This window comes from Clavibacter californiensis, from assembly GCF_021952865.1.
In the GTDB taxonomy this organism is placed as follows: Bacteria; Actinomycetota; Actinomycetes; order Actinomycetales; family Microbacteriaceae; genus Clavibacter; species Clavibacter californiensis.
In genome coordinates this window covers 1,653,722-1,677,332 of the sequence record NZ_CP040792.1, presented here as the reverse complement: position 1 = coordinate 1,677,332, position 23,611 = coordinate 1,653,722, and the positions used below count along the sequence as shown (strand labels likewise).

Genomic DNA, 23,611 nt, shown 5'->3' with positions numbered 1-23,611 from the left:
TACCCTGGCCTCGACCTGCCCCGCCCGTCGGATCCCGCGAGGATCCCCCTGCCCCGGAAGGCCCCATGACGAACGCCCCGCACCCGGACGCCGCCCCGCCCGCCGAGCCCGGGCCCCGCCCCGCGGGGTCGCCTGCCTCCCCCGCCGCTGCCAGCTCAGCACCGGCCACCGGCTTCGCGGCGCTCATCCGCGGCACGCGCGACCGCTCCGACCGCCCATCCCGCCTCGGCCGCCTCTTCGCCGTCGTCGCGGTGGTGGAGGCGGTCACGTGGACCGGCCTACTGGTGGGCATGTTCCTCAAGTACGTGACGGAGACGACCGAGCTCGGCGTCTACGTCTTCGGCCGCCTGCACGGGGCGGCGTTCGTGCTCTACGTGATCGTCACGGCCGTCGCTGCCATCCGACTGCGCTGGGGATGGAAGCCCGCGCTCCTCGCAGGCGTCGCGGCGATCCCGCCGCTCGCGACCCTGCCGCTCGAGGTCGGGCTGCGTCGCCGCGGGTACCTGCGGCAGCCGGCTGACGCCGTCGACGGCGGGACGCGCGAGGCCTCTGCCGCAGCCGCGTCGCCCGACCGCGCGACCCCGCGCGGCTGACCGCCACCGGGCTCACCGCGCCGGATCAGATCCCGGTGTAGCGCCCCGGCCGGTGGTTGAGCGCGAGCACCAGGTTGAGCAGCACCGCGCCGAGCGCCGACATGACGACGCCGCCGACGGACACGACCGTGAGGCCGAGCAGGATCACGATCACGTCGAGGATCATCTGGGCGTACCCGGCCCGGAAGCCGAACCGCTCCTGCGCGATGAGCGCGACGATGTTGAACCCGCCGAGGCTGGATCCGTGGCGGAAGACCACGAGCAGCCCGATCCCCACGAGCAGGTTCCCCGCGAGCACGCCGTAGACCGGCTGCAGCTCGAGCCCGGCGACCATGGCGGGGTGCAGCGTCGAGAACAGCGACACGAGCGCGACCGAGATGACCGTGCGGATCGTGAACCGCCACCCCTTCTTCCACACCGCGAGCGCGAAGAACGGCGCGTTGACCACGAAGAACAGCACCCCGAACGGCAGCACGCCCGTGTAGCTCAGCAGCAGCGCGAGACCCGCGGTGCCGCCCGTGACGGCGCCGGCGTCGCGCAGCAGGAACAGCCCGAACGAGGCGACGAAGGTGCCCGTGAGGATCCCGAGCACGTCCTCGATGACGGAGTGCGGGATCCCCGCGGTGGTCGGCTCGTCGGGCGAGGGGGCGATCGGCGTGGGCAGGGGCTCGGACGCGGAAGCGGTCATGGCGGTCTCCGGGGTGGGGGGACGGGATCCGCGCGGGCGGTCGTGCCGCATCACGCGCAGGGAACAGCATGGCGGATCGGCGGGGTGGTGGAGGACGAGAGCGGTCCCGCGCCGTGCCACCCGCGCCCGGGCTCAGAGGGGAGCGTCGAAGGGACGGACGTCGAAGTAGCCGTGGGTGGTCTTCTCCTCGGGCCGGCCGACGAGCCTGTCCATCGACCAGCGCTCCTTCGACGTGAGGCCCTCCCACCGGCGCGTCGAATCCCGGACAAACCAGGCGCGGGCCTCATCCCACGCTTCGGGGGCCGCGTCCCACTCCACCTCGAGCGCGGTCGTGACGACGTCGATGAGGGATCCCTCCGGCCAGGGCTCGCTCGCCGACTCGGCAGTCCCGACCATCCACTGGTTGTCGCCGTCTCCGTAGCGGAAGTGGTCCTCGGGGAGCATCAGGCGGTAGGCGTCGGGGCGGAGCCAGAAGTCGTCGTGCGAGCGCCGCGCCATCACCCACGAGTGCGGGTAGCCGGGCAGCCGGATGCGGCCGGCGATGCCGCACGGCAGCCACTCGTCAGGCGGCGGTACGGCGGGGTCGCGGAGGCGGCAGAGGCGAGGCTCCGGCTCCGGCTCCGGCTCCGGCTCCGGCTCCGAGACGATGCGCGGGCGGCGGGGCGAGAGGCGGATCACGATGGCCGCCCACGCCCGAGCAGCGCGCCGCGCTCACGCGAGGTGACGCGGCCTCCGAGCCGGCGCGCCCGAGAGCCCACGTGACGCCGCTCCCGGCCCACGGTGCTGACGATGTCCCAGCAGGCCCCCGCCCCATCGAGCCGCCAATGCGGATCGATGTCGCGAAGTAGACAGCGTCGTCACACGGTTGCATCAAGGTCGAACTTCCTCGTCCACACTTCCATTGCAAGAGCCGTCGCTATTCCCGCGGAATGCAAGACACCCCTACTCCTACCCGTCGGACAGTTCAGCACTGTATCGCTCGAAATCCTCGATGAGACCCATGCGGAACTCCTCGTCACATATGAGAGCATCACTCGACATCAGCGCATCGCGGAAGAGCAGGTCCGAACCCCTCCAGAACGCGAATGTCAGGGAGATTCGCGGATCGAGGATGACGGCACGGTCGCCATTTGGCACAGCATCGAGTACGCGGCTCAGCATACGTGCAGCCTTCTGACCGGGGATCAGCGGAACGACGAATTCCGGCATCATCCCGTCTTCGTGAACGTCTCTCATCTGTCGTTCACGGTAGTACCGCTTGTCGTGACGCAGGCGATTCCCGATTGTCTTGATGAGATGAAGACGAACGCCATCGCCCTCGGCTTCACCTTCACGCGCGTGCGGAGACCGCAGGGCTTGGATGACGTCTTCAAGCTCTGACTTCGATAGAACCAGATGCGTGGCCGACCAGGGCCCCCAGATGCCTTCTCGGGCGACGCCGGAGAGGCGGAGGATGGCTCGGGTCAACATCGAAGGCACTCGCCCTCGAGGCCGGACCCAGATGTTCCATTCTGGTTCTTCACCGATTGACATTCAGTCTCCGATCCTGTGAGTGAGATCCTTGTTCCACGTACCGCCCCGAGTTCGTCGACTGTTCAATGCCGCAGCCGACGTGGCTCTCTTCCAGTAACCACCGTTATGGCCGCTTCCGCGCAGGCTTCCTCGATCATAGGTGATGAAGTCATTCTCACCCTTCTTCTTGAAGATCGCCCGGCCTCGGACGGACCGTTGCTTGATTTTGACATAACCATGTTTTTCCGCCTCAGCCTGCGCCTCCTTATCGGTGACGGGCTCTCCCTTTCCAGCGTTCGGGTTCTTTGGCTTGCTGAACGCCTGGCCTATCCACGGAAAAGCGGTCGTCTTCAGCCAGGACCCGATTTGCTGTCCTACCCACCATGCACCGAGCACGACGGCGGCAGCGACAATTGCCATGCCGACGGCAGCTGCAACGAGAACAGCAAGGGGTATCAAGAAAACGAACTGCCCCGTCAGGTCGAACGCGTTGATCGGGTCGTTCGGATACGCGTAGTCGTCATCCGTCCCGCCCTCGACCGGATCCACCTGCAGGAACCGGCCCAGCGCCGCGACGTACTGCCTGGCGCCCATCTCCACCGTCGCGATGCCGCCCAGGTGCTCCGACAGCTTCTGGTGCTGACCCAGCCACCCGTAGTCCGCGTTGCCCTGCTGCGTGTCCGGACCCGACTGGTTCGCCGTCACCGTGCCCAGCGCGCCCGTCTTCGGATCCTCGACCTGACCGAACGGGTCGTACACCGCCAGGCCCGGCGCCCGCGCCCCGGCCTGGTCCGCCGTCACGAGGATGTCGCCGTGGATGCTCGGGTACGACCACACGGCCGACCCGTTCTTTCATGGTCTATACGTGCGGGTGGTTTGCGTCACCCAGACTCATGCGGCTCGCACACCAAACATCTTGCCGAAGGAACGGGCGAGGCAACGCCGGATCCGCGCCGAGTGGATGTCCGAGATCATGACATAGACGAGCAGCCAGGCATCCCAGCTCCACTCGAATGGCACTTCATCCACGAAGACCCGCACGTAGTCCCGGAGCTCGGGCCAGGTCTGCACCTGTTGAAATCCGGCTGAGAACTCAGGTGGCAGCACCTGACCTGGCTCCCCGAGCCGTGACTCATCAATACTGACCTCGCCTTGCGCGTATGGATTCTCGACTGCTCGTTCAACCGCCACTCCGAGTAGCTCCCGCAATTCCGAGGTGGGAGCACAGTAGCAACGCAACAGAGCGTTCTTTGTCAACAGGCTGAGCGGTGCATCATGGACCTGTCGCGCCAACTCCCCTTGATCGTCGATCCACATTTTACCGCTTCCACCTCACGTGTAGAACGTCATACCTTACACCCTGTTTTGGTGTCTTGCCCTTGGGTATCTTACTGTAGTCCACGTGGAAGTGATCAGGATTTTTCACGCACTTCTTCCGGAAATTAGCACATTTACCACCCGGTCCATTCTTGTTGAAATCATTGACAATCTTTCTCGCGAGCCGCTCTGCTTTTGCCTCGGTTTTCGCATATACGCTACCGGCCTTTGCGAAGACCTGTTGTACAACCTGGGGATGTTGCATGGTCCACGAGATGCCCCATCCCACGAGCACACCGACACCTATGGCCCCGAGTACGACCCATCCAGCCGGATTCCAGATATCTGCCAGACCGAATGCAAGCAACGGAGCGAAGGCCAAGGCGAATTGCCCGGTCAGGTCGAACGCGTTGATCGGGTCGTTCGGATACGCGTAGTCGTCATCCGTCCCGCCCTCGACCGGATCCACCTGCAGGAACCGCCCTAGCGCCGCGACGTACTGCCTCGCGCCCATCTCCACCGTCGCGATGCCGCCCAGGTGCTCCGACAGCTTCTGGTGCTGACCCAGCCACCCGTAGTCCGCGTTGCCCTGCTGCGTGTCCGGACCCGACTGGTTCGCCGTCACCGTGCCCAGCGCGCCCGTCTTCGGATCCTCAACCTGACCGAACGGGTCGTAGACCGCGAGCCCCGGAGCGCGCGCCCCGGCCTGGTCCGCCGTCACGAGGATGTCGCCGTGGATGCTCGGGTACGACCACACGGCCGACCCGGTGCGGAACTCCGCCGTCACGCCACCCGGCAGCGGCAGATCCCACTCGGTCGCCGCGCTCGACACGTCGAGCACGAAGTCGGGTGAATCGCCGCTTCCCGTGAAGCCGTACCGCGTCACCGTCTTCACGCCCGCCGCGGTCGTCTCCGTCCGCTGCACGATGCGATCCGTCGCGTCGCGCAGGTACGTCACCGACGAGCCGTCGGCCAGCTTGGTGGCCGTGTGGCGGTCCCCGCCGTCGTACGACAGGCTCTCGTCCGCGAGCTGCACGGTGTTGCCGTGCGCGTCGTAGGCGAGCTGCGCGGCGGTCAGCGAGCGGTTCACCGGCGAGGCGTCCGCGGGGGCGTTCGCCACCGTGGTCCCGATGAGCCGGTCCGCTCCGTCGTAGCAGGACGCAACCGTGGTCGGCGTCCCACCGTCGAGCACGTCCGACGACGAGGTGCGGTTGCCGTTCCGTCCAGCAGCGGCGACCGCGCCGGCCTGGGTGCAAGCCGCGGATCCGGCGAGCGCGTAGAACCCGTAGGTCAGGCGGTGGTGCGGGATGACGGCGGTGACGAGGCGTCCGGCCGCGTCGTACGAGTACGTCGAGACGTTGCTCGTGCTCCCGTCGCCCGTGGTGTCCTGCAGCACGTCGCCCGCCTGCGAGCGGACGACCCGATCGGTGACGGCGGTCTGCTTCCCGGGGAACGACCAGCCGATCCCGGTCACCGCGCCTGCGCCGTTCCGCGTGATCTCCGAGAGCGACGAGCCGTTGCCCGCGCCTGTCGCGCCGGAGGGATAGGTGATCCCCGTGAGCTCGCCCTTCGCGTACGTCGGATCGGCGACGACCTTGCCGTCCACGCGCATCACGTCGACCCGGGAGTCGATGTCGTACTCGTAGGCGGTGGTGTGCGCTGCGCCGGACGGCGGCGTCGCGACCGTCGAGGTGACCCGGCCGGCCGCGTCGTACGACATGGTCGTGACCGTCCCCCAGACGTCGGTGTATTTCACCGCCTGCCCGAGGAGATTCGCCGTCGTGGTGACGGTGCCGCCGCTGGTGGATCCGGTGACGGCGCCGTCCGAGACCGCCCCGGTGAGCGGATCCCCGCCGACCGCGTAGTCCGTCTTCTCCGTACGCGCCGCGACCGACCCGAAGGCGGCCGTGGTGCTCGAGGTGGCGCGCCCGCGGGCATCGTAGGTCGTGCACGACCAGTCGGCGTCGCCGGAGCGCTTCGATCCGACCACGCGCCCCATGACGTCGTAGACGAACGAGGTGACGATGGCGTCGCCGGTGGCCGGCTTCGCTCCCGTCGTGGTCTTCGTCGCTCCGTACTGCGGTGTAGACGCGTCGACGCCGCAGACCTTGCCGGTCGCACCCCACGCGGAGGCGATGGTCTCCGTCGGGCCGTAGTACGACGTCGTCGTGGCCACGTTGGCCTGCGCGGGCAGCGTGCGGGTGAGGCGCCGGAGGTATCCGGAGCCGCGCGCCTCGTGGGTCATGGAGTGCGTGAGCGCGAGGCCCTTCGGATCCACGACCGACGCGGTCGCGATGCCCAGCCAGGGCTCGTCGTACTGCGTGACCGAGGTGGCCGACGAGATCTGCGACGAGCTGATGCCCGCCACGCCCGTGGGCGCCTGGTCGGCGGCCGTCACGCTCGTCTCCAGCCCGTAGTCGGGCGTGAGCGCGCTGCCCGGCACCACGACCATGGCTCCGCTGCCGATCTGCCACTCCAGCTTCAGCGACGCGGACACCTGGCCCTCGTTGTACTGCAGCCGGATGCGCGCCGTCTGGCCGGCTGCGAGGTGCACGGCGTGGTTCGCCCGGATCTCGTTGCCGGGGTTCGCGCCCCACGCGTCGATCAGCGGGATGTCGTCGACGAAGAGCTGCGTGCCGTCGTCCGCCTTGGTGGCGAAGGTGTAGTCGCCGTCCTGCGGAGCCGTGACGAGACCCGTGAGCCGCAGCGAGAAGCCGTCGGACGGGAAGCCGTCGCCGGCCGCGGCCGGGCTGCCGTTCCCCCAGTCCTGGTCGACGCTGCCGTCGGCGTTGCCGATGCCCAGGCCGTACGCACGCGGCGCGCCCGTGAGGCTGCCGTTGTCGTACCAGACCGCGTCGAGGCCGTGCAGCCCGCCGTCGTAGCCGGTCGACGAGTGCGCCGTGGTCGCGGCGCAGGCCGCCGTGGGGACGCGGTCGGAGCCGAAGCACGACGCGGGCGCCGGACCGTAGGAGTCCGTCGGCCGGTCCTGCGCGTCGTAGAGGGTGGTGGACTTCCGACCCTGCGCGTCGACGGACGCCAGCGGCAGGTCCTTCTGGTTCCACTCGGAGGACGCGGTGAGACCCGACGGACCGGTGATGCTGGTCTGCCGCCAGGCATCGTCGTAGGTCACGGTCGACGCGTGGGTGCCCGCGGGCAGGCCGAGCGCCGGGACGTCGACGGAGGTGGTGCCGGATCCGTAGACGTACGACTTCGTGGGCCGCTTCGCCGCCGTGACGCCGTCGGGCGCCGGGAGCGTGACCGTGGTCGCGCGACCGGAGGCGTCGTAGGCGATGGTGGTGGCCACGTTCGCGTCGGCCGTGCGCCGCGCGTCCGCCGCGAGCCAGTCGTCGGCGAGCGCGTCGCGGACTGTGGTCAGGCGTCCGCCGTCGTAGGCGAGGTCCGTGATCTCGTCGCCCGGATCCGTGATGCGCACGAGGTTGCCGTGCGCGTCGTAGGAGAGGCGCGTAGTGTCCGCCGCTCCCGCGACGTGACCCGGGTAGACGATGCGGCAGAGCATGTCGGCGGGCGGCGCGGAGAACCCGGCGGCGACCCGGCAGGCGGATCCCGTGGAGTCCGTGTCCTTCGCGTCGAGGCCCACGGACGCGGCGGTGTCGCCGGCGTACGCGAAGCGGACCTCGCGGCCGTACGTCTCGGGCGATGTGCCGAGCGCGGAGAGCGGATCCGACACGCGGTCGACGAGGCCAGTACCGGGTCGACGCGTCGACAGGGGCGTCGCCCGCTTGAGGGCGTCCCCGGGGCCGGTGACCCCCTGCACGCGACCCGACGGGTCGAACGTGGTGATCGTGCCGTCGTCGCCGGTCACGACCTCTTGTCGCGACTGGTCGAGCGACACGTGGTCGTGCTCCCCCGTCGGCGCGGTGTAGCCGGTGCCGGATCCGTCACCCGCGGTGCGCGTGTAGGTGTGCGCGGTGCCGGAGGAGTCGGTGAGGATCACCGCGGAGTCCGTGACCTGGGCGCGCGACCAGTCGCCGGCGTCGCCCTCGAGCGCGGTGGTCGACGACCATCCGGCGGGGAGCGTGTCGACGGTGCGGGTGAACCAGTCGGCGGGCACGACGTACTGGGCGCCCGTCGGGTCCGTCACCCAGAGCGAGACCCCGGCCTCGCCGGCGTGCTCGAAGTAGTCGACCTCGAGCGGCACGGGCGTGCCCTGCGTGAGGGCGGTCGGCGTGGACCCCGTCGTGTCCTGCGCCACGTGGTCGTCACGCCACCCGGAGTACACGGTGGATCCCCCGACGCGCACGCAGCCGCCATCGTCGCGCGTCATGCCGAACGTGTAGGTGCCCGTGGTGGGCACGTGGAGGAAGCCCGTCCACTTGGCGGAGAAGTCGTCGGCGTCGACTCCCGGGGCGGGCGAGCCGTCGCCCCAGTCGAAGGAGATCGACGGATCGGTGCGGGTGGTCGCGAGCGTGCCGGCGTCCGCGTGGCACGCGTCGCCGTCGCCGAGGGGCGCGGCGCCGTCGTAGTAGCGGCCGAGGAGCCCGCCGCTGCCCGCCTGGAGCGAGTTGTAGCTGAAGCCGAGCCCCATGCTGCCGCCGAGCGCCTGGACCGTCGGCGACGCGAAGCGCAGCCCGACGTTGCCGTTCGCGAGGTTGACGCTGACGGGACCCGCGGTGTCCGTCGGCGCGGGCCCGGCATCGCCGACGCGGCGGTCGACCCGGATCTTGTCCGTCCACGTCACCGGCGGCTCGTCGTAGCCGTCGGAGGCTCGCACCGACCAGGTGTATCGCCCACCGTCTTGCAGGGAGTTCGCCGGCACCGTCCACGTCGTGCCCGCCTGCCAGCCCGACGTCGCGACGGCGCCCGTGGTGCCGTCGGCCCCGGAGGCGATCTGGAACCGGTACTTGACGGGGTCACCGTCGGGATCCGTGATGGTCGGCACCGTGAGCGTCGGGGTCGTCGTGGTGATCACGGACCCGTCCATGGGCGCGGAACCCGCCTGCGCCGTCATGGCCGGCGTGTTCGTCGTGAAGCTCCACGTGGAGGAGATGCCGAGCGTGGAGGTGCCGTGGACCCCGTCGTACCCGTCCTTGACGTAGCCCTTCCAGTGGTACCTGGTTCCGGGCTTCAACGCCCCGAACGGCACCTTCACCTGCTGGGCGCCCCAGCCCGACTCCCACACCGGGGCCACCTCGGGATCGTCCCCGGCGCTGATGCGGTAGAAGTACTGCAGCCCGGTGCCCTCCGGGTCCGTCCCCGAGATCGCGAGCGTGGGCATCACGGGACCGCGGGCTCCGTCGGCGGGAGAGGGCGCGATGGCCGGGCCCGCGGTGGGCATGTCCTTGTAGGTCACGACGAGCGCGACCGCGATCGACTTGTACGTATAGACGCCGGGGCGCTCGTCGCCGCCGATGATGAGGTATGCCCCGCGCGAGCCGTCGCGCACGTACTTCGCGATCTCGTCGGTGAGCCGGTCGTCCTGCGCGGAGCCGTTGTCGGACATGGCGAACTGGCTGAGGCGGTCCCCGACCCCGTTGTAGGAGAACGACGTCGCGGCGCTGATGGATCCCCCGAAGAGCGCCTTGGTCCCGCCGTTGTAGTACGAGCCGTCGATGCGGGCGCTGAGGACCTGCTTGCCGAACAGCTGCTCGTAGTCGAAGTGCTCGACCGTGCGCCAGTACTTGTCGCCGTGGTCCCGCGCGTTGCCGATGCGGACGGTGCCGTCGGTGAGCCGGGTGCCGTCGGACTTGTACTCGTGCTGGTCGTTCGACCAGGACGCGACGGACGACGGGTCCACGTGCACCGGGTAGGCGCGGTCGGGGCTCGCGAGCCACGCCGGATCGGGCGTCATCCGGATGGTCCAGCCGCGTCCGTCGGCGGTCAGCGTGGTGGCGACGGGGGCGTCGGCGGGCTCCTGCACGTCCGGGATCCCGCTCGAGTCGTACATGCGCGGCGAGGGGATGGCGAAGACGACGGATCCGGCCTTGTCCGTGAAGAGGATGGAGCCGTCGGCGTCCTGCGCCGCGTGCAGACCGGCTGCGCTCACGTGCCACGTGTACGAGGGGGCGGCCGGCACCGGCGGCGCCGCGAGGATGAGCTCCTCCTTGACCTGACCGGCCGTCACCGCGTAGTGCAGGTCGGTGCGCGGGAACACGTCCCGGTACTGCACCTCGTCGGCGCTGGGCCGCTCGAGCGGGCTGTCCGCGGCGCCGTCGAGCGTGTACTTCAGCACGTGCCCGTCGTGGTGCAGCGTGAGGACGCCCGCGTCGGACGCCGAGTCGGCGAAGCGCGGGGCTAGCGGGTGGTCGGGGACGACCCCCGCGCCGGACGACCGGACGGTGACGTCCGTGTTGACCGGCACCCAGTCGCCCTTCGTGTCCTGCACGTTGAGGGGCGTCTGCGAGAGCACCGCCGACTCGGTGCCGTCGTCGTTCGCGTAGGTGTCTTGGAACTGGGACTGGGACACGAGCTGGGCCGAGTCCTGCAGCTGGCTCGCCGAGGCCGCCCGCCGTGGCCGGGCGACGGCAGGGGCCGAGAGAGACGTGGGCGAGGTGGCCGAGGAGTCGACGGCCGGGGCGCTCGGATCGGCCGGAGCCTGGGCGTAGGCGGGAGCGGGGGCATCGACGGAACCGCTGGGGATCGTCGGCGTCGCGATGTCGACGTCGTCCGATGCGAGGGCGGGGATCGAGGCGACCGGCCGCGTGGGCGTGGTCGCGGCCTCGGCGGGCAGGGCGACGAAGATCTCCGCGACCAGGGCCAGGGCGACGATGACGGCGGTGGAGGTGAGACGGCGTGCAGGACGCATCCGAGTGCTCCCTTTCGAGCAGACGGATCAGGCACCCGCATCCGCGACCACCGAGCGGACGCGAAGCTGAGAATAGGGTCACAGCTCAGCAAGAATCCGCTGGCTTTCCACAGGCTGCGTCGTGAGAGCCTGCTCGGCCCCCGCGCCCCCGCACGGGGGCGCGGTCAGTCGGCGAAGATCGCCCCCACGGGCTCGCGCTTCTCGGCCTGGAAGCGGTCCTCCGCGCGGCCGAGCGCCCAGTACGCGGACAGCGAGAGGGCGCGCCGGTCGATGCCCCAGCCGTCCTGCAGCAACGCGCGCAGCTGCTTCATCGCGCCGCGCTCGCCGTGCGCGAAGACCTCGACCTCGCCGTCCGGCCGCTGGAGCGCGCGGGCGGCGTCGACGAGGAGCGCGCCCGGCACGGCGTCGGGCGTGCGCGAGCGGTGGATCCAGCGCAGCTCGAGACCGGCGGGATGCGCGAGCGGCAGCTCGTCGGCGGGACCCTCCACCTCGAGGAGCGCGACGCCCGTCGCGTCGACGGGGATCGCGGCGAGCGCGGCGGCGATCGCGGGCACGGCCGAGTCGTCGCCGATCAGCACGCGCGTGACGGCGGGGTCGTCGCTCGGCCGGAACAGCCCGCCGGGGCCGCTCGCCGCGAGCAGGTCGCCCGGCTGCGCGGACGCCGCCCAGGGGCCCGCGAGCCCGTCGTCGCCGTGCACCACGAAGTCGATCGCGCACGTGCCCGTGGCCGGATCCGCCTGGCGCAGCGTGTAGGTGCGCACAGCGGGCAGCGCCTCGGGCGGCAGCGTGTCCCGGAGGGCGGGCAGGTCGAACGGCGGCACGAGGCCGGATCCCGGCTGCGGCAGCATCAGCTTCACGTAGGCGTCGGTCGCGGCGAGACGTTCGGGGAGGGCCTGCTCCAGGAGCGCCCGCGTCCCCTCGCCGCCGAGGTGCACCCGGACGAGGTGCGGGCTGAGCCGCTCCGTGCGGGTCACCTCGAGGACGTGTTGGGCGCGCGCGGCGCGGACAGGACGGTCGGGGACGAGAGGGTCGGGCGAGGCGGGCAGGGCGGCGGGAGCGGCGGAGTCGGTCATCGAGGATCCATCCTCCGCTCCCCCGCGTCCCCGGGCAACGTCCCGTCGCGTCGCGCGCCGCCCGGGCCCCGGTGCCCGCTGACCGTGCGCCTACACTTGCCCCGTGGTCGACATAGTCGTCACGGGGCTAAGCGCCAACTCCGTGCCGTACATCGAGGCCCTCGACCGTCAGCGTGCCCTGCATGCCGACGTCGTCGCGGGCCGGGCGCAGGACACCGTCATCTTCCTCGAGCACCCCAGCGTGTACACCGCGGGGAGACGCACCGAGCCGGAGGACAGGCCGCGCGACGGCACGCCGGTCATCGACGTCGACCGCGGCGGCCGCATCACCTGGCACGGGCCGGGGCAGCTCGTCGGCTACCCGATCGTGCGGCTCCCGGAGCCCCTCGACGTCGTGGCCCACGTGCGCCGCCTCGAGGATGCGCTCCTCGGCCTCCTCGCCGACCTCGGCGTCGACGGCCGCCGCGTCGACGGCCGCTCGGGCGTCTGGGTCCGCGGCGCCGCCCCCGACGGGAGCCCCCGCGACGAGAAGGTCGCCGCCGTCGGCGTCCGCGTCGCCGAGCGCGTCACGATGCACGGCTTCGCCCTCAACTGCAGCAACGCCCTCGACGCCTACGACCGGATCGTCCCTTGCGGCATCCGCGACGCCGGCGTCACCTCGATCAGCCGCGCCATCGGCCGCACGGTCACCCCGGCCGACGTCGTCCCCCTCCTCCGCCCGCACCTCGTGCGCGCCCTCTCCTCGAACGGATCCGCCATGCCCTCCACCGCTCCCCTCTCCTCCGTCGCCGGAGCCCGCGCATGACCGCCGCCGCCGCACCCGATGGACGCCGCATGCTCCGCCTCGAGGTCCGCAACGCCGAGACCCCCATCGAGAGGAAGCCCGGCTGGATCAAGACGACGGCCCGCATGGGGCCCGAGTACCAGGCCCTCCAGCAGCTCGTGAAGACCGAGGATCTGCACACCGTCTGCCAGGAGGCGGCCTGCCCGAACATCTACGAGTGCTGGGAGGACCGGGAGGCCACGTTCCTCATCGGCGGATCCCAGTGCACGCGCCGCTGCGACTTCTGCCAGATCGACACCGGCAAGCCCGCCGACTACGACACCGACGAGCCGCGCCGCGTCGCCGACTCGGTGCGCCGCATGGGCCTGCGCTACGCGACCGTGACGGGAGTTGCGCGCGACGACCTGCCCGACGAGGGCGCGTGGCTGCACGCCGAGACCGTGCGGCGGATCCACGCGGACAACCCCGGCACGGGCGTCGAGATCCTCGCCACCGACTTCTCCGGGAACCCGGACCTGCTCGCCGAGGTCTTCTCCTCCCGTCCCGAGGTCTTCGCGCACAACGTGGAGACGGTGCCGCGCATCTTCAAGCGGATCCGCCCGGCGTTCCGGTACGAGCGCTCGCTCGACGTGATCACGCAGGGCCGGGACGCGGGCCTCATCACCAAGTCGAACCTCATCCTCGGCATGGGCGAGACGCGCGAGGAGGTGTCGGAGGCGCTCGTCGACCTGCACGACGCGGGCTGCGACATCATCACGGTCACGCAGTACCTCCGCCCCTCGCCGCGGCACCTGCCCGTCGCGCGCTGGGTGCGTCCGGAGGAGTTCGTGGAGATCAAGGCGGAGGCGGAGGCGATCGGGTTCCTGGGCGTGCTCGCCGGCCCGCTCGTGCGCTCGTCGTACCGCGCGGGTCGCCTGTACGCGCAGTCGATGCGGGCGAAGGGCCGGGAGCTGCCGGAGGCCCTCGCGCACCTCGCGGATCCTGCGAACGGCTTCGCGCAGGCCGTCGGCTGACCCCGCCGGGCCCTCGCCGCCTCGCGGACATGTCGGCTCGCTGACGAACGGGCCGCTCCCGGGCTCGCGACCAGGTGCGCGGCCTATCGTCGGAGGCACCGCGCACGTCCCACAGCAAGGAGCTCGACATGGCCGCATCGTCCCCCACCTCAGGATCCGCGTTCGGCGACGCCGCCGACGGCGTGTGGCAGGCGATGGAGTCGCTCCGCGCGCGCTTCGAGAAGCGCGAGGGCACCCCGGCCGGGCACGGCACCGGCCCGCACGACGTCCGCCACGCGGTCCTCGCGCTGCTCGCCGAGGAGCCCATGCACGGCTACCGCATCATCCACGAGATCGAGGAGCGCACCGCGGGCGCCTGGACCCCGAACGCCGGAGCCGTCTACCCGACGCTCCAGCTCCTCGCCGACGAGGGCCTCATCGCCGCCGAGACGACCGACGGCCGCAAGGTCTGGGCGCTCACGGAGGCCGGCCGCTCGGCGGTCGCCCGCGACGGCATCACGGCCCCGTGGGCCGACGCGTCCGAGCACGGCCATGACGCGCACGACCGCCACGACCGCTCCGCCCTCCCCAAGGCCGGCCTCTCGCTCGCGCAGGCCGCGGCGCAGGTGCAGCGCACGGGCACCCCCGCGCAGGTCGCCGAGGCCGTCGCCGAGCTCGACGCTGCCCGCCGCCGCCTCTACGCGATCCTCGCCCGGGAGTGACCGCGGCCACGGCCGGCGCCGTCCCCGGGGCGGATCCCGAGGCCGACGCCCCGGAGACGCGCGCCCGCTACCGCCGCATCCTCCGCTTCGCCGCCTGGAACCTCGCGGTCACCTGGTGGTACGAGCTCTTCCTCCCCCGCGTCGGTCTCCGTCGCATCGCCGACCGCACGCGCACCCGGCGCATGAAGCTCTTCGCCCGCCGCTTCCGCGTGCTCGCGGTCGAGCTCGGCGGCCTCATGATCAAGGTCGGCCAGTTCATGTCCTCGCGCCTCGACGTGCTGCCGCCCGAGATCACGGCCGAGCTCGAGGACCTGCAGGACGAGGTGCCCGCGGTCCCGTTCCCCGAGATCCGCGCGCTCGCGGAGCGCGAGCTGGGCATGCCGCTCGCCGCCGCGTTCGCGTGGGTCGACGAGACGCCCGTCGCCGCCGCGTCCCTCGGCCAGGCGCACCGCGCGATCCTCGGCCCGCTCGACTCCGCCGACACCGGCCTCACGGGCGCGGTCATCAAGGTGCAGCGGCCCGGCATCGACGACGTCGTCCGGATCGACCTCGCCGCGCTGCGCCGCATCGGCGGCTGGCTCACGCACGTGCGCCTCGTGTCCGACCGCGTCGACGCGCCCGCCCTCGTCGAGGAGTTCGCCGAGACGAGCCTCGAGGAGATCGACTACCTGCACGAGGCCCGCAGCTCCGCGCGCTTCCAGGAGATGTTCGCCGCGGACGAGCGCGTGGCCGTGCCCGAGATCGTCTGGGAGCGCAGCACGCGCCGCGTGCTCACGCTCGAGGACGTCACGGCCATCAAGATCACCGACCACGCGGGGCTCCTCGCGGCCGGCATCGACCCCGTCGAGGTCGCGCCCGTGTTCGCCGCCGTGATGTTCGACCAGCTGTTCGCGGACGGCTTCTTCCACGCGGATCCGCACCCCGGCAACGTCTTCGTCACGCCCGTCACGGACGGCTCCGTCGAGCAGGGCTGGACGCTGACCTTCATCGACTTCGGGATGATGGGCGAGGTGCCGCCGAGCACCCGCAGGGGCCTGCGCAAGATGCTCATCGCGGCCGCCTCCCGCGACGGCAAGGGCCTCGTCGACGCAGCCCGCGACATCGGCGTGCTGCTGCCGTCCGCGGACACCACGCAGCTCGAGCTCGCCATGACGCGCCTCTTCGCGCGCTTCGGCGGCCTGGGCTTCGCGGAGCTGCGCGAGGTGGATCCGCGGGAGTTCCGCGCCTTCGCGAACGAGTTCCAGGAGGTCGTGCGCACCCTGCCGTTCCAGCTGCCCGACGACTTCCTGCTCATCATCCGCGCCATGTCGCTCACCTCGGGCGTGTGCAGCGCGCTCGATCCCGCGTTCAACCTCTGGGACTCGGTCGAGCCCTACGCGCAGCGCCTCATCCGCGAGGAGCGCGGCAACGTCGTGCGCGACCTGGGCACACGCGTCTCCGACACCGCGGGCACGATCGCCCGTCTCCCGGGCCGGCTCGACGCGCTGCTCACCCGCATCGACGACGGCGCCCTCCCCATCAGCGACCCCACGCTCGAGCGCCGCGTCGGCGCCCTCGAGCGCACCCTCCGCCGCGCGGTCTCCGCCCTCGTGTTCGGCGGCCTCCTCGCGGGCGGCGTGCTCCTCCGCCCGGACGACGAGGTGCTCGGCACGGTCCTCCTCGTGGTCTCCGTGCTCCCGCTCGCGCAGGCGCTCCTCCCGGGACGCCGCGGGCGCTGACCGGCGCGGCCTCCGACCGGCGCCTATCCGCTCGGTGTCGGTCGTGACGCCGTGTGACGACGTGCCAGCAGCCCTCCCCGAGCATCTGCCTACGGTGAGCCCACCGACCCGACGGCACGAGGAGACACCATGACCGACACGACCATCCAGGCGCAGATCGCCGACTTCGACCGCGGCTTCGCCGAGCAGATCGGCCCGGACCTCTCCGCCGTCTTCGCCGCGGAGCAGCGGGCCCTCAGGGAGGGCGGCGTCCCGGCGGGCGCGGTCTCCCCCGGCGACGCGCTCCCCGCCGCGACCCTCGTGGATCCCGACGGCGCGGAGGTCGACCTGCATGCCGCCCTCGGCTCAGGACCCGCGGTGGTCGTGCTGTACCGCGGCGCCTGGTGCCCGTACTGCAACCTGACCCTCCGGCAGTACCAGGCCGAGCTGCTGCCCGCGCTGCGCGAGCGTGGCGCGACCCTCGTCGCGGTCAGCCCGCAGACCCCCGACGGCAGCGCGCAGGCCGTCGCGGGCGGCGGGCTCGACTTCGCCGTGCTGTCGGATCCCTCCAACGCGTTCGTCCGCGCCCTCGGCCTCGTGACGGAGCCGACCCCCGCGGCCCGAGCGGCTCACGCGCAGCTCGGGTTCGACGTCGCGGACAGCAACGCGGACGGCACCGGCGACATCCCGTTCCCGACCGTGATCGTGGTGGACGGCGACCGCCGCGTGTCCTTCGCCGACGTGCACGTGGACTACACGACGCGCACCGAGGTGCCGGAGATCCTCGCCGCGGTCGACGCCCTCCTCGCGCGCTAGCGGGCGCATCGGGACGCGTCAGCTCGCGTCCGGGGAAAGCAGAAGGCCCGGTTTCCATGAGACCGGGCCTTCATCTTGTTGCGGGGGCAGGATTTGAACCTACGACCTCTGGGTTATGAGCCCAGCGAGCTACCGAACTGCTCCACCCCGCGCTACGAGGAATACACTACCAGACCTCCGAGGTGCTCATGACCACGTGCGCGGCCCCGCACCCGCCCGACCCACCGGATGTCGCTCTCGGCACGAGGACGGCCCCGGCGGCACCCGCATCGCGGGGCCGTCGGGGCCGTCTCGGTGAGCAGCGGTCCGCTACTGCTGCTGGCTCAGCTCGTACGCGCGCTGCACGGCCTCGGTGAAGCGCTGATCCGCCTGCGCGGCGGCCACGAGGTCGCCGGATGCGTACGCGGCCTGCCGCTCCTGCAGCGCCGTGTTGGCCGCGTCGAGCGCCGCCTGCACGTCCTGCGCGGGAGCCGAGGGCGAGGTCGTCGGCGCGGGCGTGGGCGTGGATCCCGTGCCCCCGTCCGTCGCGCCGTCGGTGGACCCGTCTCCCGTCCCGCCGTCGACGGGCGTCGTGGGCACCACGTCCTCGTCACCGGCCGTGGCTCCCGAGTCGCCCTCGAAGATGCTGTCGAGGGCCGCGTCCAGCGTGTCCTCGAACGCGATCTTGTCGCCGAACGCCACCAGCACCTTGCGGAGCAGCGGGTAGCTCGTGTCGCCCGTCGAGCGGACGTACACGGGCTGCACGTAGAGCAGGCCGCCGCCGACCGGGAGGGTCAGCAGGTTGCCGCGCACTACGCTCGTGCGCCCGCCGCGTTCCAGCAGGTTGAGCTGGTTCGCCACGTTCGTATCCGAGTTGAAGTTGTTCTGGATCTGCGTCGGCGCCGGGATGGTGTCGTCGTTCGGCAGCGTCAGGAGACGCAGCTTCCCGTAGTCGGCCGCCTTCTCCCCCGCGGTGCTGCCCGCATCCGAGTCGACCCCGAGGTAGCCCGTGAGCACGCTCCGGGACGTGTCCTGCGTGGCCGGCGGGATGAAGGTCGAGTACAGCGAGAACCGCGGAGCGTCCTGACCCGGCATCTGCATGGTCAGGTAGTACGGCGGCTGGAGGCTCGCCGGGGTGCCCGCCTCGGTGGTGGCCGTCGGGTCGTTCGGCGTGGTCCAGAGGTCCTGGTTCGAGTAGATCGAACCAGGGTCCGTCACGTGGTACTTGCCGAGGACCGCGCGCTGCACCTTGAACATGTCGGCGGGGAAGCGCAGGTGGCTCATGAGCTCGCCGGAGATGTCCGAGATCGGCTTGAGGGTCGAGGGGAACACCTTCTGCCACGTCTTGAGGATCGGGTCGTCGGTGTCCCACGCGTAGAGCGTGACCTTGCCGTCGTACGCGTCGACCGTGGCCTTGACCGAGTTGCGGATGTAGTTGATCTGATCCGTCGGCACGAGCGGCTGCGTCTGCTGCGAGTCGGCGATGAGGCGGCTCATGTCCTGGCGCTGCGAGTACGGGTACTGGTCGCTCGTCGTGTAGCCGTCGACGATCCACACCACGCGGCCGTCGACGACGCTGGGGTACGGGTCCTTGTCGATCGTGAGGTACGGCGCGACCTTGCCGACGCGCTCCGCGGGGTCGCGGTCGTAGATGATCTGCGACTGGTCGTTGATCTGGTTGGCCAGGAAGATCTGCTCCGACTGGAACTTCAGCGCGTAGATGAGGCGCTTGAAGACGTTGTCGACCTTCGGCCCGCCGTCGCCCTGGAACGTCGTGTACGTCTCGTCGGCGCCGTCGACGCCGGACGGGTAGTCCAGCTCGACCTTGTCGCCCGACTCGGGGCCGCCGACGATGGAGTAGTCGGGCGAGTTCTCGCCGAAGTACACGCGCGGCTCGAAGTCGCCCAGGTCGCCCGAGGCGGGGATGCCCGACTCGAGGAACACGGGCTGGCCGTCGGAGGTGCGCTGCGTGCCGTACGCCGCGACGAGCGAGTAGCCGTGCGTGTAGACGAGGTGCTGGTTGACCCACGATGTGCCCGTGTTGGTGGGGCTCAGCTCGCGGACCGCGACGACGGTGTCCTGCACGCGGCCGTCGATCTGGTACCGGTCGACGTCGAGGTTGTCGCCGAACTGGTAGTACTGCCGGAACTGCTGCAGCTGGCTGAACGCGTCGCCCACGACGGCGGGGTCGAGGATGCGGATGTTCGCGGTCGTCGCGGCGTCCTCGCGGAGCGCGCCCGGCGTGGTGTCCGTGGTCGCGTCGTAGGGGATCTCCTCGATGTCCGCGAGGCCGTAGGCCTGCCGGGTCGCCTCGATGTTGCGCTCGTAGTACTGCGACTCGAGCGCGCGCTCGTTGGGCTCCACCTGGAAGCGCTGCACGATGGCCGGGTAGGCCGTGCCGACGAGGATGCTGGCGACGATGAGGCCGGCGGTGCCGATGATCGGCAGGCGCCAGCGGCCGATGACGGCCGTGACGATGAAGAACAGGGCGACGACGGCGGCGATGCCGGCGAGGATCGCGCGACCGGGGATGACCGCGTTCACGTCTGAGTACGCCGCGCCCGTGAACAGCCCGCCGTTCGCGTTGTTGACCACGGACGAGTACTGGTCGAGCCAGATGCTCACGCCTTGCAGCAGGAAGTAGACGCCCGCGGTGACCGCGATCTGGATCCGCGAGCTCTTCGAGATGCGCACCTCGCGGCCCGTGAACCGCACGGCGCCGTAGAGGTAGCTCGTGGCGAGGACGCCGAGCATGGAGATGATGACGACGGCCGAGGCGAAGCCGACGACCGCGTGGTAGAAGGGCAGCTCGAACATGTAGAAGGACGTGTCGAGCTGGAACTGCGGATCCACCGTGCCGGAGGGCGTGCGGTTGAGCCAGAGCAGCGTGCGCTGCCAGCCGCTCGAGGCCGAGACGCCCGCGAAGAGACCGAAGACCGCGGGGATCGCGAACATGGCGAGGCGGCGCAGCGGCTCGATGACCTGCTGGTAGCGGTCGAGCTGCGAGTTGAGCTTCGCGTAGACGGGCCGCGAGCGGTACGCGACCTGGATGCTGACGAACACCGGGATCGCCATCGCGAGGAACCCGATGAAGAACAGCGCGATGCCCGCGCCCCACTGCGTGAGCAGCACTCCCAGGTAGCCCAGCTGGTCGTACCAGAGGACGTCGGCGTAGAAGCCGGCGAAGATGAAGAACGCGATCACCAGCGCTGCGATGATGGCCGCGGTGATGGCGAGGGGGGCTCGGCTCCGTCTGGCGGGCCGGGCGGATGTGCTAGTCACAGATGTGCCTCAGAGTCGTAGGACAGCGGAATCCTCATCCTAGGCGGGGCGGTTGCCAGGTACCTGCGAGCGATCAGGGGTTCCCGTCTGGTAAGGGGCACCTCGCGAGTCCCGGCTGACCCCGTCGGTCTGCTGCTGCGTCAGCAGGTGGGCAGCGCGTCCAGGTCCCCGCCGGTGGAGATGGCGGCGAGCGCCGCGAGCGAGTCGTCGAGCGTCGAGACGGAGAAGACGCGCAGGCCGTCGGGCACGTGCCCGCGCACCTCGTCGCAGTTGTCGGCGGGCGCCAGGAAGTACTCGGCGCCGGCGCGCTCGGCGCCGAAGAGCTTCTGCCGGATCCCGCCGATGGGGCCGACCGTGCCGCCCGCGTCGATCGTGCCCGTGCCGGCGATGGCCTTGCCGCCGGTGAGCGAGCCCTCCTCGAGCTTGTCCATGATCCCGAGCGCGAACATCATGCCCGCGCTCGGTCCGCCGACGTCGTCGAGCTGGATGTCGACCTCGAACGGGAACTCGTAGGAGGTGGAGGTGACGATGCCGATGACGGGGCGGCCGTCGCGCTCGGCGGGCGTGACCTCGACCGTGCTGTCCTGGCCGTCGCGCGTGATCCCGAAGGACAGCGGTGTGCTGGTCCCCGCGGCGGCCACGCGGGCCTGCAGGTCGGCGAGGTCGACCACGTCTGCGCCGTCGACCGTGCGGATCGCGTCTCCGGTGCGCAGCGGGCCGTCGGCCGGGGAGCCGTCGATGACGCTCTGCACCTGGAGCGTGCGGGGCACCTGGATGCCGAGCTCGGTGAGGGCGGCGGCGACGGCGTCCTGCTGCGAGTCGGTCATCTGGACCTGGTTCTCGGCGTCGCGATCCTCCGCCGTCTGACCCGCGGGGAAGACCGCCTCCATGGGGACGACGCTGCGGCTCGGGTCGAGCCAGGCGGAGACGACCGCGAACCAGTCGGGGCGCTGCGCGGGGTTGCCGACGACGCTCACAGTCAGCATGTCGAGCCGGCCGTCGGTCGGGTACGTGGTGCGGTCGGGGATGGAGATGAGAGGGCGCTCGGTGCCCGCGTGGTCGCTCGTGCCCAGGGTGTCGAACACGGGACCGGGCTGCTCGATGACGTACGGCGACGGCATCAGGCCGAGCGCGAGGGCGAGCACGGCGCCGGTGCCGGCGAGCACGCGGCCGACACGGCGACGGCGCGCGGGCCGGGGTGCGCGGGGGGCGTGCTGGGCGAACAGGCTCATCCGGATGTCCTCGGTGTCGGGGCGCGTCGGGCCGGGAGGCGGCCGGTCGACGGGCGTCGGGGCGGCCCTCAAGGCCGCTGTTCGCGGCAGGCGGAAGCCGCGAGGGCTCAGCCTAGGCGAATGCGGATGGGTTTCCCGTGGGCGCGGGCTAGCGTGGATCCACCGGCCGCGGCACCGCGATCCGGACCCCCTCGACCCCCGGGAGACCCTCCATGGCCGACGAGCCCACCCCGAACCCCGAGGACGAGTTCCGGCGCATGCTGGAGCGGTTCCTCGGCGCCGACGGGCAGATCGACCCGGACAAGCTCGCGGGTGCCGCAGGCCTCCCGCAGGATCCCGAGATGGTCCGCCAGCTCCTCGCGCAGCTGCAGGGCGCGCTCGCCAACACCGGCGACGGCGTCGACTGGAAGGTGGCCCGCGAGGGCGCCAGGCAGCTCGCCGCCGCCGAGCAGACGCAGGTCACCGCCGCCGCGTCCGCCCCGCTGGACCAGGCGTTCCAGGTGGCGGCGCTGTGGCTCGACGAGGTCACGTACGTCAGCCAGCTCACGGTCGCCCCGCGCCTCATCACCCGCGCGCAGTGGACCGAGCTCACGATGCCGGTGTGGACCCAGCTCGCCGAGCCCGTCGCGCTCAGCATCGCCGACTCGCTCACCGAGGTCCTCCAGCAGAACGCGCCCGAGGAGATGCAGGGCATGGTCGCGGGCGCCGGGCGCATGATGCGGAACCTCGGCGGCACGCTATTCGCGATGCAGCTCGGCCAGGTGGTCGGGCAGCTCTCCACGGAGGTCGTCTCCGGCGGCGACGTCGGCATCCCGCTCCTCGACGACCAGCAGGCCGCGCTCCTGCCGCAGAACGTCCAGGCGTTCGGCGAGGGGATCGACGTCTCCGACGACCAGGTGCAGATCTACCTGGCCGTCCGGGAGCTCGCCCACGCGCGCCTCTTCCGGCACGCGCGCTGGCTGCGGCTGCAGCTCATCTCCTCCATCACGGAGTTCGCGAAGGGCGTGCACATCGACACCGACCGGCTCGAGTCGCTCGCCGAGGGCTTCGACCCGTCGAACCCCGAGGAGCTCCGCCAGGCCATGGTCGACGGATCCCTCATCCCGCCGAAGACGGACGCGCAGCTCGCCGCCCTCGCGCGCCTCGAGACGATGCTGGCGCTCATCGAGGGCTGGGTGGACGTGGTGACCGCCGCCGCGACCGTGCGGCTCCCCCGCGCGTCCGCCATCGCCGAGACGGTGCGCCGCCGCCGCGCGACGGGCGGTCCCGCCGAGTCCGCGTTCGCGACGCTCGTGGGCCTCGAGCTCCGGCCGCGCCGCCTGCGCGAGGCCGCGGCCATGTGGCAGGCCGTCACCGACGGCGTCGGGGCGGAGCAGCGCGACGCGCTCTGGTCGCACCCCGACGTGCTGCCGACGTCCGAGGACATCGACGCGCCGCATGCGCTCGTCGCGCGGCTCACGCAGGGCGAGCCGGAGCCCGACGAGGTCGACCAGGCGCTCGAGGACCTGCTGAGCGGATCCGACGCCGGCCGTCCCGTCGAGGACGGCCAGGGTCGCGCGACCGAGCCGGGCGAGACGCCGGGCGAGGGTCCGGACGACGCGCCCGGGACGGATCCACGCCCCGTCTGACCCGCACCCGCACCCGCACCACCCGGCGAGGCCGGCACCGCCACCGCGGTGCCGGCCTCGCTCACGTCCACCCGGCCGTGCCTCCCCGCCTCGGATCTGTGGACGCGCTCCCCGCCAGCCGCGCCCGTCGGGCACTCTCCGCGCCCATGGCCATCCGACTCGATCCCCGCCTCCCGCTCGTCTGGCGCACGCCGGACTCCCTCCAGCTCGGCGTCGACCGTCCGCCCGTGGTGCTCAGCGCCGTGTCGCGGCTCGACGAACGGCTGCTCGACGCGCTCGGTCGCGGCATCAGCCGCGGCGGGCTCGACATGATCGCGGCGACGGAGGGCGCCACGCCCGCGCACGTCACGCAGCTGCTCGACCTGGTGCGGCCCGCGCTCCTGCCGCCCCGCGACGAGGACCTCTCCCGCCGCGCGCGCACCGGACCGGTCGCGATCGTGGGCGGCGGACCGACCCCCGACCGCATCGCCGACGCCCTCGCCCGCGCCGGGCACGACGTGGCCCCGCGGCAGATGGCCGGCGACGCGGATCCG

General features: G+C 71.5%; 16 protein-coding genes and 1 tRNA gene. 7 read left to right on the top strand and 10 right to left on the bottom strand.

Going from position 1 to position 23,611, the window contains the following annotated elements:
• Window positions 1-65: 65 nt before the first annotated feature.
• Entirely contained in the window at window positions 66-593 is a 528-nt protein-coding gene (locus FGD68_RS08180) for a DUF3817 domain-containing protein (RefSeq protein WP_317207865.1), read from the top strand.
• A 25-nt stretch (window positions 594-618) separates the two neighbouring features.
• Here FGD68_RS08180 and FGD68_RS08175 read toward each other — a convergent pair whose 3' ends face one another.
• The 7 genes from FGD68_RS08175 to FGD68_RS08145 all read right to left on the bottom strand — a co-directional run bounded on the left by FGD68_RS08175 (window position 619) and on the right by FGD68_RS08145 (window position 11,946).
• Complete coding sequence (locus tag FGD68_RS08175; RefSeq protein WP_119372769.1) at window positions 619-1,281, bottom strand: YitT family protein; 663 nt, start codon at window positions 1,279-1,281, stop codon at window positions 619-621.
• Between the two features lie 132 nt (window positions 1,282-1,413).
• Window positions 1,414-1,959 carry a hypothetical protein gene (locus FGD68_RS08170; protein ID WP_119372770.1) on the bottom strand — a complete coding sequence of 182 codons (546 nt, stop codon included), beginning with the start codon at window positions 1,957-1,959 and terminating at the stop codon, window positions 1,414-1,416.
• Between the two features lie 270 nt (window positions 1,960-2,229).
• Window positions 2,230-2,814 carry a hypothetical protein gene (locus FGD68_RS08165; protein WP_147361633.1) on the bottom strand — a complete coding sequence of 195 codons (585 nt, stop codon included), beginning with the start codon at window positions 2,812-2,814 and terminating at the stop codon, window positions 2,230-2,232.
• On the bottom strand, window positions 2,815-3,630 hold the full coding sequence (locus tag FGD68_RS08160; RefSeq protein ID WP_119372772.1) for a toxin C-terminal domain-containing protein: 816 nt from the start codon (window positions 3,628-3,630) through the stop codon (window positions 2,815-2,817). It lies immediately after the preceding gene.
• A gap of 54 nt (window positions 3,631-3,684) precedes the next feature.
• A complete protein-coding gene (locus FGD68_RS08155) occupies window positions 3,685-4,110 on the bottom strand; it encodes a hypothetical protein (RefSeq protein ID WP_147361634.1) in 426 nt (141 codons plus the stop codon).
• Between the two features lies 1 nt (window position 4,111).
• Window positions 4,112-10,873 carry a PA14 domain-containing protein gene (locus FGD68_RS08150; RefSeq protein ID WP_119372774.1) on the bottom strand — a complete coding sequence of 2,254 codons (6,762 nt, stop codon included), beginning with the start codon at window positions 10,871-10,873 and terminating at the stop codon, window positions 4,112-4,114.
• A 164-nt stretch (window positions 10,874-11,037) separates the two neighbouring features.
• Window positions 11,038-11,946: a siderophore-interacting protein gene (locus tag FGD68_RS08145; RefSeq protein ID WP_237609336.1), complete on the bottom strand. Its 909-nt coding sequence runs from the start codon at window positions 11,944-11,946 to the stop codon at window positions 11,038-11,040.
• A gap of 103 nt (window positions 11,947-12,049) precedes the next feature.
• Between FGD68_RS08145 and lipB the strand changes: the two genes are divergently transcribed.
• The 5 genes from lipB (at window position 12,050) to FGD68_RS08120 (ending at window position 16,957) form a co-directional block, all read left to right on the top strand.
• Complete coding sequence (gene lipB / locus FGD68_RS08140) at window positions 12,050-12,751, top strand: lipoyl(octanoyl) transferase LipB (protein ID WP_119372855.1); 702 nt, start codon at window positions 12,050-12,052, stop codon at window positions 12,749-12,751.
• Window positions 12,748-13,743, top strand: a complete 996-nt coding sequence (gene lipA, locus FGD68_RS08135; RefSeq protein WP_182480905.1) for a lipoyl synthase — start codon at window positions 12,748-12,750, stop codon at window positions 13,741-13,743. The genes lipB and lipA overlap by 4 nt, the downstream gene beginning before the upstream one ends.
• Window positions 13,744-13,871: 128 nt before the next feature.
• A complete protein-coding gene (locus FGD68_RS08130) occupies window positions 13,872-14,444 on the top strand; it encodes a PadR family transcriptional regulator (protein ID WP_104237110.1) in 573 nt (190 codons plus the stop codon).
• The gene (locus FGD68_RS08125; RefSeq protein WP_119372854.1) at window positions 14,441-16,162 is read left to right on the top strand and encodes an ABC1 kinase family protein; all 1,722 of its coding nucleotides are present in this window, start codon (window positions 14,441-14,443) and stop codon (window positions 16,160-16,162) included. Before FGD68_RS08130 ends, FGD68_RS08125 begins: the two co-directional genes overlap by 4 nt.
• A gap of 129 nt (window positions 16,163-16,291) precedes the next feature.
• Window positions 16,292-16,957: a peroxiredoxin-like family protein gene (locus FGD68_RS08120; protein WP_119372853.1), complete on the top strand. Its 666-nt coding sequence runs from the start codon at window positions 16,292-16,294 to the stop codon at window positions 16,955-16,957.
• Between the two features lie 78 nt (window positions 16,958-17,035).
• On the opposite strand, the gene FGD68_RS08115 is transcribed toward FGD68_RS08120, so the two are convergent.
• The 3 genes from FGD68_RS08115 to FGD68_RS08105 form a co-directional block, all read right to left on the bottom strand.
• A tRNA-Met gene (locus FGD68_RS08115) sits at window positions 17,036-17,109 on the bottom strand.
• A 157-nt stretch (window positions 17,110-17,266) separates the two neighbouring features.
• Window positions 17,267-20,218: a UPF0182 family membrane protein gene (locus tag FGD68_RS08110; protein ID WP_182480904.1), complete on the bottom strand. Its 2,952-nt coding sequence runs from the start codon at window positions 20,216-20,218 to the stop codon at window positions 17,267-17,269.
• A 140-nt stretch (window positions 20,219-20,358) separates the two neighbouring features.
• On the bottom strand, window positions 20,359-21,450 hold the full coding sequence (locus FGD68_RS08105) for a YlbL family protein (protein ID WP_237609335.1): 1,092 nt from the start codon (window positions 21,448-21,450) through the stop codon (window positions 20,359-20,361).
• 212 nt (window positions 21,451-21,662) lie between these two features.
• Here FGD68_RS08105 and FGD68_RS08100 point away from each other — a divergent pair, with 212 nt between their 5' ends.
• Complete coding sequence (locus FGD68_RS08100; protein WP_119373817.1) at window positions 21,663-23,078, top strand: zinc-dependent metalloprotease; 1,416 nt, start codon at window positions 21,663-21,665, stop codon at window positions 23,076-23,078.
• The last annotated feature ends 533 nt before the right edge of the window (window positions 23,079-23,611 follow it).

Bases quoted from the DNA above. Each gene is read 5' to 3' on its own strand.
- FGD68_RS08180 (WP_317207865.1), top strand. From the start codon at position 66: ATGACGAACGCCCCGCACCCGGACGCCGCCCCGCCCGCCGAGCCCGGG.
- FGD68_RS08175 (WP_119372769.1), bottom strand. From the start codon at position 1,281: ATGACCGCTTCCGCGTCCGAGCCCCTGCCCACGCCGATCGCCCCCTCG.
- FGD68_RS08155 (WP_147361634.1), bottom strand. From the start codon at position 4,110: ATGTGGATCGACGATCAAGGGGAGTTGGCGCGACAGGTCCATGATGCA.
- FGD68_RS08105 (WP_237609335.1), bottom strand. From the start codon at position 21,450: ATGAGCCTGTTCGCCCAGCACGCCCCCCGCGCACCCCGGCCCGCGCGC.
- FGD68_RS08100 (WP_119373817.1), top strand. From the start codon at position 21,663: ATGGCCGACGAGCCCACCCCGAACCCCGAGGACGAGTTCCGGCGCATG.
- FGD68_RS08130 (WP_104237110.1), top strand. From the start codon at position 13,872: ATGGCCGCATCGTCCCCCACCTCAGGATCCGCGTTCGGCGACGCCGCC.
- FGD68_RS08165 (WP_147361633.1), bottom strand. From the start codon at position 2,814: ATGTCAATCGGTGAAGAACCAGAATGGAACATCTGGGTCCGGCCTCGA.
- FGD68_RS08120 (WP_119372853.1), top strand. From the start codon at position 16,292: ATGACCGACACGACCATCCAGGCGCAGATCGCCGACTTCGACCGCGGC.
- FGD68_RS08145 (WP_237609336.1), bottom strand. From the start codon at position 11,946: ATGACCGACTCCGCCGCTCCCGCCGCCCTGCCCGCCTCGCCCGACCCT.
- FGD68_RS08150 (WP_119372774.1), bottom strand. From the start codon at position 10,873: ATGCGTCCTGCACGCCGTCTCACCTCCACCGCCGTCATCGTCGCCCTG.
- lipA (WP_182480905.1), top strand. From the start codon at position 12,748: ATGACCGCCGCCGCCGCACCCGATGGACGCCGCATGCTCCGCCTCGAG.